14 protein-coding genes and 2 riboswitches are annotated in these 13,063 nt (G+C 35.4%); of the genes, 8 read left to right on the forward strand and 6 right to left on the reverse strand.

Annotated features, from left to right (window positions below; genetic code table 11):
- Nucleotides 1-78: 78 nt before the first annotated feature.
- The 4 genes from JFT89_RS28025 (at nucleotide 79) to JFT89_RS28040 (ending at nucleotide 3,872) form a co-directional block, all read left to right on the forward strand.
- Nucleotides 79-1,371 carry a GGDEF domain-containing protein gene (locus tag JFT89_RS28025; RefSeq protein WP_016096172.1) on the forward strand — a complete coding sequence of 431 codons (1,293 nt, stop codon included), beginning with the start codon at nucleotides 79-81 and terminating at the stop codon, nucleotides 1,369-1,371.
- A gap of 149 nt (nucleotides 1,372-1,520) precedes the next feature.
- Complete coding sequence (locus tag JFT89_RS28030; protein WP_002066980.1) at nucleotides 1,521-2,651, forward strand: serine hydrolase domain-containing protein; 1,131 nt, start codon at nucleotides 1,521-1,523, stop codon at nucleotides 2,649-2,651.
- A gap of 4 nt (nucleotides 2,652-2,655) precedes the next feature.
- Complete coding sequence (locus tag JFT89_RS28035; protein WP_016096173.1) at nucleotides 2,656-3,534, forward strand: NAD(P)-dependent oxidoreductase; 879 nt, start codon at nucleotides 2,656-2,658, stop codon at nucleotides 3,532-3,534.
- A gap of 5 nt (nucleotides 3,535-3,539) precedes the next feature.
- Entirely contained in the window at nucleotides 3,540-3,872 is a 333-nt protein-coding gene (locus JFT89_RS28040; protein ID WP_002066983.1) for a DUF3909 family protein, read from the forward strand.
- A 214-nt stretch (nucleotides 3,873-4,086) separates the two neighbouring features.
- On the opposite strand, the gene JFT89_RS28045 is transcribed toward JFT89_RS28040, so the two are convergent.
- The 6 genes from JFT89_RS28045 to JFT89_RS28070 form a co-directional block, all read right to left on the reverse strand.
- The gene (locus JFT89_RS28045) at nucleotides 4,087-4,362 is read right to left on the reverse strand and encodes a hypothetical protein (RefSeq protein ID WP_016096174.1); all 276 of its coding nucleotides are present in this window, start codon (nucleotides 4,360-4,362) and stop codon (nucleotides 4,087-4,089) included.
- A 319-nt stretch (nucleotides 4,363-4,681) separates the two neighbouring features.
- Nucleotides 4,682-5,194, reverse strand: coding sequence for a 1,2-dihydroxy-3-keto-5-methylthiopentene dioxygenase (locus JFT89_RS28050; protein ID WP_016096175.1), 513 nt, complete (start codon nucleotides 5,192-5,194; stop codon nucleotides 4,682-4,684).
- Entirely contained in the window at nucleotides 5,172-5,810 is a 639-nt protein-coding gene (locus JFT89_RS28055) for a methylthioribulose 1-phosphate dehydratase (RefSeq protein ID WP_002111581.1), read from the reverse strand. Before JFT89_RS28055 ends, JFT89_RS28050 begins: the two co-directional genes overlap by 23 nt.
- Nucleotides 5,807-6,466: a 2-hydroxy-3-keto-5-methylthiopentenyl-1-phosphate phosphatase gene (locus tag JFT89_RS28060; RefSeq protein ID WP_016096176.1), complete on the reverse strand. Its 660-nt coding sequence runs from the start codon at nucleotides 6,464-6,466 to the stop codon at nucleotides 5,807-5,809. The genes JFT89_RS28055 and JFT89_RS28060 overlap by 4 nt, the downstream gene beginning before the upstream one ends.
- Nucleotides 6,463-7,707, reverse strand: coding sequence for a 2,3-diketo-5-methylthiopentyl-1-phosphate enolase (gene mtnW, locus JFT89_RS28065; protein WP_016096177.1), 1,245 nt, complete (start codon nucleotides 7,705-7,707; stop codon nucleotides 6,463-6,465). Before mtnW ends, JFT89_RS28060 begins: the two co-directional genes overlap by 4 nt.
- 64 nt (nucleotides 7,708-7,771) lie before the next feature.
- Nucleotides 7,772-7,877: riboswitch (SAM riboswitch) on the reverse strand.
- 52 nt (nucleotides 7,878-7,929) lie between these two features.
- A complete protein-coding gene (locus tag JFT89_RS28070; protein ID WP_016096178.1) occupies nucleotides 7,930-9,120 on the reverse strand; it encodes a pyridoxal phosphate-dependent aminotransferase in 1,191 nt (396 codons plus the stop codon).
- A gap of 14 nt (nucleotides 9,121-9,134) precedes the next feature.
- Here JFT89_RS28070 and JFT89_RS28075 point away from each other — a divergent pair, with 14 nt between their 5' ends.
- The 4 genes from JFT89_RS28075 to JFT89_RS28090 all read left to right on the forward strand — a co-directional run bounded on the left by JFT89_RS28075 (nucleotide 9,135) and on the right by JFT89_RS28090 (nucleotide 12,958).
- A complete protein-coding gene (locus tag JFT89_RS28075) occupies nucleotides 9,135-9,998 on the forward strand; it encodes a carbon-nitrogen family hydrolase (protein WP_033707655.1) in 864 nt (287 codons plus the stop codon).
- A gap of 71 nt (nucleotides 9,999-10,069) precedes the next feature.
- Nucleotides 10,070-10,210: riboswitch (SAM riboswitch) on the forward strand.
- Between the two features lie 88 nt (nucleotides 10,211-10,298).
- Complete coding sequence (gene mtnK / locus JFT89_RS28080; RefSeq protein WP_002088407.1) at nucleotides 10,299-11,477, forward strand: S-methyl-5-thioribose kinase; 1,179 nt, start codon at nucleotides 10,299-10,301, stop codon at nucleotides 11,475-11,477.
- Nucleotides 11,474-12,529, forward strand: a complete 1,056-nt coding sequence (gene mtnA / locus JFT89_RS28085) for an S-methyl-5-thioribose-1-phosphate isomerase (RefSeq protein WP_016096180.1) — start codon at nucleotides 11,474-11,476, stop codon at nucleotides 12,527-12,529. The genes mtnK and mtnA overlap by 4 nt, the downstream gene beginning before the upstream one ends.
- 291 nt (nucleotides 12,530-12,820) lie before the next feature.
- The gene (locus tag JFT89_RS28090; RefSeq protein WP_002066967.1) at nucleotides 12,821-12,958 is read left to right on the forward strand and encodes a YvrJ family protein; all 138 of its coding nucleotides are present in this window, start codon (nucleotides 12,821-12,823) and stop codon (nucleotides 12,956-12,958) included.
- Nucleotides 12,959-13,063: the final 105 nt, after the last annotated feature.

The raw sequence follows: 13,063 nt of genomic DNA on the forward strand, positions 1-13,063 counted from the left end.
TTTTTGAGAACTATTTTTTATAAAATGATTGTGAGGAATTCAGTAGAACAAGATATATGAAGTGAGTGAAGACTAGTGATGAACATACTACATTTTTTATTAGAGAATACTGTTTTCCAAAATGTATTACAAGATCTTCAGTTGAATGTCCTTTATATAGAAGATGGATGTACACATCAACAAACGATAGAAAACGTCCATCCAAAATGTATGTTTATAGCAAATAGTTTTGAAGAAGGAGAACTATTGTTTCATAAGACTAAATCACATATTGTAATTATGTATGTAACAGATTTTTCTCAAATAAAATATATAAAGAATATGTATAATCCCCATAGTACATTCATTGTCATTTGGGATCAACAGATAACAAACGAGTTTACAGAGGTGCTTACGTTAGGGATACGTAATATTGTGATAGCGCCAGTAACTCCACAAGTAGTGTTAGAGGAAGTGAATAAGAGTCTGTATCAACTTTCTTTAGTACGGCAAGTAAGTTTGCAACAAGAACTACTTCAGACGATGTTTGATTTTCAAAATGATCTATTATTTATAGTAGAAGATGATGAGATTGTTGATTGTAATACGAATTTTTTAGAGTTTTTCGGATATGAAAATTTGTTTGCTTATCGTGAGCAACATCTAGTATTTGCTGAACATTTTATTAGAGAAAACGGATATTATTCAACGACTCATGATATAACATGGTTAGATGATACATTATCATATGATAGAAGAATTAAGATGTCCAATTATGAAGGGATCGTATCAACATTTTTATTACGTGCGACACCGTTGCCAGAAGATTTATCGAGATTTATTGTAAAGTGTACAGAGATTACAGAATTAGACGAAATCTATCAAGAGCAAGAAAGACTTGCTATGATAGATTCATTGACAGAGATTTATAATCGTTTGAAGTTCCAACAAATACTAGAGCTAGAGTGGGACAATGCAGTACGTAACGATGAAAAAATAGCACTTATTTTGTTTGATATAGATAATTTCAAATCAGTAAATGACACATATGGTCATGATTTTGGCGATTTAGCATTAGTACAACTAGCAGATCTTATGAAATCTAAAGTTGAAAATCAACATATATTCGCAAGGTGGGGAGGAGAGGAATTTATAATATTAGTGACAAATACGGTAGAAAAAGAAGCGTTTCAAGTTGCGGAGTCATTACGATTTTTTATTGAAACAAAGCAATTCTCTGGAATTTCAAAGTTAACAGCGAGTTTTGGAGTTGCGTTACATGAGAATGGGATTACTAAAGAAGAATTAATGCAAAGAGCGGATATTGCGTTATATGAAGCGAAAAAAAATGGGAAAAATCAAGTATGTATATATAGAAAAGAAAAAATGTGATTTTTCGCAACAAATTGTTGCGATTTTTTTTTATTACTTGATAATAGAATATGGGGGACCATTTTAACCGAGAAGCTCCCACTTCAAGTAAGCTCGCAAGAGAGACTAAGTGGTGGGTAGTTCACATGAAGTAATTACGGAGGAACAATATGATAAAAAAAATAATGGTTACGGCTTCACTGTCTGCTGTAGTTTGCGGCGGAGTATACTATTTTCTCTATAGTCCCGATCCAAAGGAACAAGCAGTATTAACAACAAAGGTAACTCCTGCTATTGAGTCAGAGGTACAGGATAATATAGAAGAAGTACAAAAAATTGATTATGCTAGTATATCTCAAAAGTTAGATCAGTATTTAGTAGGAAAGCAATTTAATGGGACAGTTTTGGTGACAGATAAAGAGCATGTTATATTGAATAAAGGATATGGATATGCTGATGTTCAAAATAAAATAGAAAATACGCCTCAAACAAAATATCGTATCGGTTCTATTACGAAAACAGTTGTTGCTACATCCATTCTACAGTTACAAGAACAAGGGAAGTTAAATATCCAAGATAATGTAAATAAATACATTCCTTCATTTCCAGCAGATAAAAATATCACGTTATATCATTTATTAACACATACCTCTGGTTTGCCTGAACATGCCAAAGGAAATGTGAATGCAGCCTCCCGTTTACAGTTAATTAATTGGATTGGACGTCAAAATGTAGAATTTCCTCCAGGAACAGGTTGGAGGTATACAGATTATAATTATATGGTGCTTGCTTTTATTATAGAAAGTATATCGAAAAAGCCTTTAGGAGATTACATAAAGGAGAATATATTTACAAAAGCAGAGATGCATGAATCGGGTATGGGAAATATGGTACCTGGAGATAAAAACTTCACGAAGGGTTATGTGAAGAAAGACCAAGATCTTGTACCAGCACAAAAATTAGGAATGGACTGGTTATATGGATCGGGTGAGATGTATACGACAGTAGGGGATATGAAAAAATTAGATGAAGCGATTATAAATGGGAAGCTTCTTTCTGAACAAAGTATACAAGCGATGTTTACACCTTCAGCAGAGAGGAAATATGCATTTAGCTTTTACATATATCCTGATTTTTTCCATAACCATGGTGTATTATCTGGTTGGAATACGTTTAATAATTTCAATAAAGAAAAAGGAACGTTTGTTATTTTATTCTCAAATGTGAAGAATAGTTTGGATGATGATTTTAATAAGGAATTTCGGAAGATGGTAAATGATTTATTAGAACAAAGGGGATGAGAAGATGGAGAGTAAAAATTTATCAATAGGTTTCATCGGTATTGGTGTAATGGGAAAAAGTATGGTACATCATTTAATGCAAGGCGGTCATAAAGTATATGTATATAATAGAACGAAAGCGAAGGCAGCTTCTTTAGTGCAAGAGGGTGCGACTTGGTGTGATACACCGAAAGCGTTAGTAAAGCAAGTTGATGTTGTTATGACGATGGTTGGTTATCCTCATGATGTAGAAGAAGTGTACTTTGGGGTAGATGGAATTTTAGAACATGCAAATGAAGGTACGATAGCAATTGACTTTACAACATCTACACCAACATTGGCAAAACGTATTAATGAAGTTGCGAAAAGCAAGAATATATATACATTAGATGCACCAGTATCTGGCGGGGACATTGGGGCTAAAGAAGCAAGACTAGCAATTATGGTCGGTGGAGAGAACAGAATATATGATATTTGCTTACCTCTATTTGAAAAACTAGGAACAAATATTCAGTTGCAAGGCCCTGCTGGGAGTGGACAACATACAAAGATGTGCAATCAAATTGCGATTGCTTCTAACATGATTGGAGTATGTGAAGCTGTTGCTTATGCGAAAAAGGCTGGACTTAATGCAGATAAAGTATTAGAGAGTATTTCGACAGGAGCAGCAGGTAGCTGGTCATTAAGTAATTTAGCTCCTCGAATGTTAAAAGGAGATTTTGAACCTGGCTTTTATGTAAAGCATTTTATGAAAGATATGAAGATTGCTTTAGATGAAGCTGAAAAATTACAATTACTAGTACCGGGTTTAACCTTAGCGAAGGAATTGTATGAAGAGCTAATCGCAGATGGAAAAGAGAATAGCGGAACACAAGTATTATACAAAAAGTATATAAGGGGGTAAATGGAATGGATCTCCAAAAGTTTGACGAGATGATTGATGCTGTGCAGCGAGCAACTTGTGTACAGATTAATGATAAGCAAAAAGAAGCTTTTAAACAAAAATACGATTTTGGACCAGATTTTGAATATGGAAGAGATGAGAAAGGGCATTATGTTATCCGAAGCTCGAAAAAGATGTTAGAGGAAATGGAGTTTTATTTGGCATTGAAATATGATCGGGATGGAATTGTCCTTTATATGCATGCTGAGATTGAAGGGACATGTCATGTATCCGTTAGCTACGGTGAAGATGCACTTCATTTGCAAGAATTGTTTCAATTTCTAGAAGAAAATAAATAAAAAGTCCTCATTTGAGGACTTTTTATTTATTTAGGCAGGCATAATATTTAAGTTGGATAATCTATCCCGCTATTTGTGGGCAGTAAAACTCCCACCTCAAAATTCAGCTGGAGCAGAGAAGTTAGGTGGGAGATCAACTGCCCGTAAACGTCCGATTGGTGAAGGCTAATAATCAGTGGGGATGAACAAAACCCCCACTGATTAAAGTTTCACTTTATAGGCTGGAAGCGCGACGGCATCTTTCAATTGGGAATGGAATAACTTGGGCAATGTGATTAGGGCCGAGCTGTTTTGCGCGAGCATGGCGTAGTATATAAAATGCGCACAGAATAGAAACAGGAATAGCACCATATAAACTGAAAAATAAAGCGCTTACACATGATGCAGCAAAACCTAAAACACCAACTTCTAATTCTTCCATAATAGCTCCTAAAATGACAGGAATAGCTCCGCATGTAACTCCTAGTATAAGTGCGATAAGTAAACTCATGATTATCCCCCTCTGTTTGCAATATTATTTTCCTTCTTATTAGTTGTAGTATATCATACGTAAAACAGAATTTTCAGAAAAAATTCAAAAAAAGTTCAATAAATGTTCAAAAAATATTCCGGAATGTACTTGATAAAGTGGAATTGTGATTCGATATATTTGATTTGAACAAACGAAAGGGACAAATCATTTTAGTAAATAAAAAATCAGGCTTACTTCAATGTTATGAAATAAGCCTGTTCCATAGGAGGATGTATATATGTAGAGTGAATAAAAGGTTGGAAAAGGGGTTCCAAGTTCTTTTATTCAACTAGCTACCTTAATAAATTGGAACCCAACCTTCTGTTGTAACAAAAATACGAATAGCTACAACTTGGCGATCATCTTGTAAGGTGAAATAGTGTCTTGCATTTTCAGGCACAGATATAAGATCACCAGGCTCAAGTTCAACGTCAAAGAATCGACCATCTTTTCCTTCAATAGCGAAGATGCCATGACCGCTGACAATAAAGCGAACTTCATCGTCAGTATGATGGTGTTCTTTTTGGAAATTAATTAATAAATCGTCAAGGTTAGGTGTGCTATTTGAAAGTGAAATCACATCATATGCTTTATAACCTCTGCGCTCTGAAACATCAGCAATTTCTTTTGAAAACAACGTTAATATTTCAGCTTTGTTTTCATCTGTTAAGGAGTAATTTTCTTTTAAATGAGTAGGAAGTTTAGAAATATTCCATTTCTCATATAAAACATCTTCTCCTTGTAGAAAGTTTGATACCTCTACTTCATTTTCAATACGAGTATTTTCCTCATGAATACGAATTTGCGCCATTAGAAACGCCTCCTTGAATTGATAATAATTTTATATGAAATTGGAATAAAAACTCATAAGCTTCTAATCTTTTTTTTGCATCAAAGCTATCACGGCCCCATACGGTAATGCCATGGTTTCGAATTAATACTGCTCCTGAATCTCCTTGTATATGCTTTCGGAATTTCTCTCCAAGCGTTGGGATATGAGCATCATTTTCGATAATAGGAATGTTAATCGTTGCACCTTCTTCCCAAATATCAAGAGCTTTAATAATCTCTTGATTTTGAAGGGTGACTTTATCGCTATACAAATTTGTGATGACATTATTATCAGTTGTATGAACATGAAGTACGCACCCAGCATTCGTACTGTTATAAATATGTGTATGCAATATTGTTTCTGCTGAAGGGCGTAACTCAGTTTCTAAAACGGGAACTCCTTGATGATTTACTAATAGAAAATCATCTGGAGTGGTTTTTGTTTTATCTTTTCCACTTGCTGTAATAAGAAAAGTAAGTGGATCATGACTGACTTTTATAGAAATATTTCCACTTGTTGCTGGAAACCAATTCCGAGTTGTTAATTCTTTTTTTATTTCACTTAAGTCATACCATTGACGAAAAAGTTGTTTCATGATTTCACCTCCAACAAATGTTGTAATTCGACTTGAATATCGTGAAATGTGTTAAAGGATGTATAAGCAATATGATTTTCTTCACATTTTGTAATAAGGAAGTCACGGGCGAATACTTTATCTGCTTGTTTTGCTGCTTGTAAATCAGTAATGGAATCTCCTATCACAATATGAAAATCATCTTTAGAGCTTAGTTTACGAATTAATGATGATTTACAGAGACCGCAACTATGCTGACATTGCTCGTCACAAGGGTGCGGCCATTTAACTTCAACAAATTCTCCTGAGAAGTCAGTTGCATTACAATAAATTTGTTCTTTAGGGATTATTTCTTGTAAGAGTGGATAGACGAAGAAATCCATTCCACCTGATATAACGTAAAAGGAAATGTTATTTTCATTAATAAATTGTATGAATTCAGGAAAACCTGTACGGATTTCAGCAGTTTCTTGTAAAAACTGAATAATATCATCGTGTAGATTAATGGGTATTAATCGAAATAATTGAGAAACACCTTCTTGAATAGAAAGTTCTTGCGATAAAATTTTTTGCTTTATTTCCTCTGCTTCTGGTGGTGCGAACTTTTCCATAATGGACATGATATTATCGTTATTTGTAATCGTACCATCGAAATCACAAAATACTTGAATACTCATAATTTCACCTCATGAGAAGGATTTCCCCATATTTGTAGTGCGCTATGTAAATTTATTTCATCCACTTCATGGAGTGATTTACCTTGTAAAGTAGCTTCAATTGCAGCACGGAAAGCCTTGCCACCACCTTGAGCTCCATTTGGATGCCCATGAATCCCGCCGCCGGCATTAATAACAACATCCTTACCAAAATCTCGTAAAATAAAGGGAACGAAACCAGGATGAATTCCGGCAGATGGCACAGAAAAACTTTTCTTGAAATAGTGGTCTTCCTCAGTTAATGCTTCTGTAATGAGAAGAGCTTCCTCTTTTTCTAATGCAACGTTGCCGTATGGTGATGGGAATAAAGAGAAATCAGCACCAGCGTAACGTAGTAATTTTCCAAGTAGTAATGGAGAAGAGAACCCGTATAGTTTTGATGACGAATAAGCGCCACTTACAGCTGGGTGTGCCATAATAGGAATTGGAATTTCATCGTCTTCTACAAGTGATTGCAGTACATCTAATCCATAAGAAAATACATTAAATAAAAGAATGTCTGCTCCAGCTACCACCGCCCGTTTCGCGTTCTCTTTTAAATCATAAGTTCGCCCTGTTAAATTTACTGCGTATAAAGTTTTATGTCCGTAAGTTTCGTATACAGATTGTAAAACTTCTTTCCCAGATTCAATTCTTTTTGTAAGTGGTGTTAATGAGTTTTCGAATAAAATTTCATCATCTTTTACAATATCTACGCCTCCAATTGCCTGATCGCGTAGTTGAGTTTTTAAATATCCAATATTCCGTCCTATCATCCCTTTGAAAATACTCATTAGAAGAGGGCGATCTTGAACTTGTAAAAGGTTTCGGATGCCTTCAATTCCAAATTTCGGTCCAGGGAACTGTTTCTTTAATTCGTCTGAGAATGTTAAATCAATTAGTTTAATTTCCCCATCTAACGAAAGTTTTCCAAATGTTGTTGTCAAAATGGCTGGTAAGTCTGGGCTGAAGTTCAGCGATGGATAATGAATTTTAATGATTCCACGTGATACTTTCTTGCCAAGATAAGAGTTAATATGTTCTTGTTCGTCTAACTTTTCAATATGAATGACATTGCCTTTATGTTGTTTTAATTGTTCTTGTAATAAGTGTGGTAAATGAGTCCATGAACCAATTGTTAAACCAATTGCAATTTGTTCCGCTTTCTTTTCTAAGTTGTGAGAATCATCGTGGATTAAATATGTCGCTATAATTCCGCTCATTGTTATACCCTCCTAGTTAAATAAAAAAACCTCTCAGCTAAGGAGAGGTTTTTTTACAACCAGCTCCTTATCTGTCAGCGTAACGCTGCGAGAATTAGCACCGTGTCTACAATTGTAGATCGGTTGCCGGGTTTCGTCGGGCTCGTCCCTCCACCTGCTCTTGATAAGAAGTATTTAGAAATGTTTAAATTTTTAAGATAACTGAATTTTGTCAGATTTTTTTTATGTTGTCAATGACTTTTTGAAAAAATTTAGTTTATCAATTCGATTAATTGCTTCTCGTAATCGATCTTCTGTATGTAAGAGACCAACACGAACATACCCTTCGCCGTGCTCACCAAATCCAATACCAGGGGCAACAGCGACATGTGCTTTTTCTAGCAAAATATCAGAAAATTGCTCAGATGTATAGCCTTCTGGTACAGGAAGCCATGCAAAGAATGATCCGGTTGGAATATTTACATTCCAACCAATCGAGTGACAAGCTTTAATAAGAGCATTTCTTCGAGATTCATAACTATTAACAAGTTCTACCACACAAGACTGCGAGCCTAATAGTGCTTCGCGGGCAGCATCTTGAACTGCACCAAAAATACTAACATACATATGATCTTGCAATAGGTTAATTGTTTCGATGACACTTTCATTCCCCACTGCAAAAGCAATACGCCATCCAGCCATATTGAAAGTTTTCGATAAAGTGTAAATTTCAATTCCTGTATCTTTGGCACCGTCTGCTTGCAAGAAACTAACAGGCTTTTGACCATCAAATCCGATAGCACCGTAAGCAAAATCATGAACAACTAATATATTATGTTTATTAGCAAAATGAATTGTTGCATCAAAGAAATCTTTTGATGCTGTAGCACCGGTAGGATTATTAGGATAGTTTAAAAACATTAACTTTGCTTTCTTGGCAATAGAGTCATCAATTTTTGTATAATCTGGTAAAAAATTATTTTCTGCAATAAGCGGCATTGTTTCAAAGTGCGCTTTTGCTAAAGTAACTCCGGATAAATAATCTGGATAACCTGGATCTGGAACGAGAATGGTATCGCCAGGGTTTGTAAAACAAAGTGGTAATTCTACTAATCCAGCTTTTCCGCCAAACAAAATAGCAACTTCAGTTTTTGGATTTAATTCTACGCCGTATTCACGTTTATAGAATGTTGCCACGGCTTCTTTTAAGCTTTCATGTCCGCGAAATGGCGGATATTTATGATGAATGGTCTTTTCGGCAGCATCTTGTAAAGCTTTTACGATATGCTGCGGTGTTGGTTGATCTGGATTACCTTGTCCTAGATTAATAACATCGTGACCAGCTGCAACGACTTTGTTAACTTTTGCAACAAGTGAAGCGAAAAATTGTGTTGGCAATGATGTTACTATCTCAGAAGGTTGAAATAATTTCATACTTTCCACCTCTTTTGAAAGTTGTTACAATTCTAGTGACAAATGATATAATCTTTCCAGTATTTTGTAAAGAAAAAAATAAGAATGGGGATGACAAAATGAAAGTCGCATGTATTCAAATGGATATTGCTTTTGGAGATGTAGAAAAAAATATTGAGAGCGCTAAAAATAAAATAAGCGAAGCGATGAAGGAGAAACCAGACGTTGTCGTCTTACCAGAACTATGGACAACGGGATATGATTTAACAAGGCTTTCTGAAATTGCAGATATGGATGGATTAGAAACGAAAGAAATGCTAAAAGAATGGTCGAAGCAATACGGTGTACATATTGTTGGTGGTTCCATAGCAAAGCAAACAGAGCAAGGTGTCACAAATACAATGTATGTTGTAACTAATAAAGGTCAGCTAGTCAATGAATATAGTAAAGTACATTTATTTCAGCTTATGGATGAACATAAATATTTAGTTGCTGGTAATGAGACAGGTGAATTTACGCTAGATGATGTAGAGTGCGCTGGAACAATTTGTTATGATATTCGTTTTCCGGAGTGGATGCGTGTTCATACAGCTAAAGGTGCAAAAGTTTTATTCGTTGTAGCAGAGTGGCCATTAGTTCGTTTAGCACATTGGCGCTTGCTATTACAAGCAAGAGCAGTTGAAAATCAGTGTTATGTTGTAGCATGTAATAGGGCGGGAAAGGATCCGAATAATGAGTTTGCAGGTCATTCTTTAATTGTCGATCCGTGGGGTGAGGTTGTGGTAGAGGCAAATGAAGAGGAATCTATTTTATTTGGAGAGCTTAAATTCGAGAAGATTAAAGAGGTACGTAAAGGAATCCCAGTTTTTGCAGATCGCCGTCCAGAATTATATAAATAAAATGTTGACAAGTGATTTTTATTCTTGGTATAGTCTTCATCATAAAGTTAAAAATTCAAAAAAATATGCAACTCTTATCAAGAGCAGGTGGAGGGATTTGGCCCGATGAAGCCCAGCAACCGACCGTAATACCATTGTGAAATGGGGCGTTTATGACGCCAAAAGGCACGGTGCTAATTCCAGCAGAAAGTAAACTTTCTGGCAGATAAGAGGGGAGAAGATAAACTTCAAACCTCTTTCTTTGTGGAAAGGGGTTTTTCTATTTTAGAAAAACCTCTGAATGAAAAGGAGGAGAAGACGATGGGATATTATTCATTAACTGAAACAACAGCTATACAATATGCGAAAGAACACGGTTATTTTGAAAAGAAAGCAAATGTAGTTTGTCATGAAATTGGAGATGGAAATTTAAATTACGTGTTCAAATTAGATGATGGAGAGAAGTCTATTATAATAAAACAAGCACTGCCATATGCGAAAGTAGTCGGTGAGAGCTGGCCACTGTCTATAAAAAGAGCGACGATTGAAAGTAAAGCATTACAAATTTTTGCGAAGTATGTGCCAGATTATGTTCCGGTAGTGTACAGTCATGATGAAGAGTTAGCAGTTACAGTAATAGAAGACTTATCAAGACTAACAATTACAAGAAAAGGATTAATAGATGGAGAAGGATATCCACTTTTATCCCAGCATATCGGTCGTTTTCTAGCACATGTTTTGTTTTATACTTCAGATTTCGGTTTACAGTCAGAAGAGAAAAGGGTACTAGAAGGTACATTTGTAAATCCAGACCTTAGTAAAATTACAGAAGATTTAGTTTTTACAGATCCGTTTGGACATTACGATACGAATGATTATGAGTCAGATTTACAGTCAGTGATTGATGAACTTTGGAGTGACAAAACTTTAAAACTAAAAGTAGCGCAATATAAATATAAGTTTTTAACGAGAAAAGAAGCGCTTATTCATGGTGATTTACATACTGGTAGTATTTTTTCATCACCCTCTGAAACGAAAGTGATTGATCCGGAATTTGCAACGTACGGTCCATTTGGATTTGATATCGGTCAATTTATTGCAAATCTATTATTAAATGCTTTATCTAGAGAAGAAGAAAAGAGAAGTGTACTATTTTTCCATATAGAAAAGACATGGAGTTATTTTGTAGAAAACTTTACGAAGTTATGGATTGGAGAAGGTGTAGAAGCATATACGAAAGAAAAACAATGGTTACCAATTATTTTGCAAAATATCTTTACTGATGCCGTCGGGTTTGCCGGATGTGAACTGATTCGTAGAACAATTGGCTTAGCTCATGTAGCGGATTTAGATGGGATAGCAAATAAAGAAAAAAGAATTCAAGCTAAAAAACAAGCGTTATCCTTAGGTAGAGAACTAATAAAATATGAAGCCAAGTGTGCTGATATTCAACTGTTTCGAACATTATTTCAACAGACAGTTGGAGGCGTAAAAGCATGAGTACAATTATTACTATTCCGAGATCTGTAAGTTGGAAAGGCGATGTAATTGCAGTATTAAATCAAACAAAGTTGCCGCATGTCACTGAATACAAAACATTAACGAATATTGAAGATGTATGGAAAAGTATCATTATGTTAGAAGTACGAGGAGCGCCTGCAATTGGAATTGTAGCTGCGTTTGGTTTGGCGCTTGCGGCAAAGAAATACGATGCTATAAATATCTATGAGTTTCAGAAGAAGTTTAATAGAGATTGTAACTATTTAGGAACATCACGCCCGACAGCAGTCAATTTATTTTGGGCAATCGATCGTATGAGAGAATCTATTCGAGAGATTACTACAATAAAAGAAGCCCAAAAAATATTAGAAGAAGAAGCGCTTCATATTCAGCAAGAGGATGAAATGGTGTGCCGAAGTATTGGAGAACATGCTTTAACATGTTTTAAAGACGGTGATAAAATTTTAACAATTTGTAACGCTGGAAGTATTGCGACTGCTAGATATGGAACAGCATTAGCCCCATTTTATATTGGGAAAGAGAAGGGTGTGCGTTTACATGCGTATGCGTGTGAAACGAGGCCGGTTTTACAAGGTGGTCGTTTAACGACATGGGAATTGAAACAAGCAGACATTGATGTAACGCTTATTACGGATAATACTGCAGCACATGCAATTCGAACGAAAGAAATTAATGCGATTATCGTAGGGGCAGATCGAATCGTTGAAAACGGTGATACTGCTAATAAAATAGGAACATTAAATTTAGCTATATTAGCAAAGTATTTCGGTATCCCATTTTACGTTGCAGCACCGTTATCTACATTTGATACTACGAAACAAACAGGTGCTGAAATTGTCATTGAAGAAAGAGATGAAACAGAAGTTACGAAAATTTTTGGGAAACAAGTGGCGCCACTTGGAACGCCTGTATTTAACCCTGCATTTGATGTAACACCGCATGAATTAATTACGGGGATTATTACTGAGAAAGGTATTTTACGTGGAGATTATAAGCAAGAAATTACATCATTATTTGAAAAAATAAGCTAACTGCTCAGTCGCTATATAAAAAAACGGTAGAAAAGCATGTTTTTAAATGGTCGAGAGGGACTGGCTATGTATAGGAGCGGTAAGTGCCTGTTCCTACCACGCGCAACGTTTTAAAACAAAGGAAGGTAGCAAGGTGTAGGACCATTTGTATCTTCATGGTAGCAATCTATATGCTGAAAAATGAAATGTATGGCTGAGTAGTTAAAAAACAAGCTAATAAAAAATAGCTTGTTTTTTTATGCCTTAAGTCTTCGTTTCCTCTTATTTATGTAATGAAGGGAGGAGAGAAAGATGGAAGAGTGGATCGGGATGATAGGTAATGTGGGCTTTCCAATTGTTGTAACATTATATTTACTCCATCGGATTGAAAATAAATTAGACGGAGTGATTGTTGCAATTGAGAAACTCCCTAAACAATTACTAAAGTAGGAAGATCCTCGCGATAGAAAGTAAAATAAAGTTTGCTCGCGAAGAGCAAACTTTATTTTTTATCCCGCTATTTGCTGGGCGGTAAAACTCCCACCTCAAAATTTG

Origin of the sequence: Bacillus sp. TH25, from assembly GCF_016650935.1 — a bacterium.
GTDB lineage: Bacteria > Bacillota > Bacilli > Bacillales > Bacillaceae_G > Bacillus_A > Bacillus_A mycoides.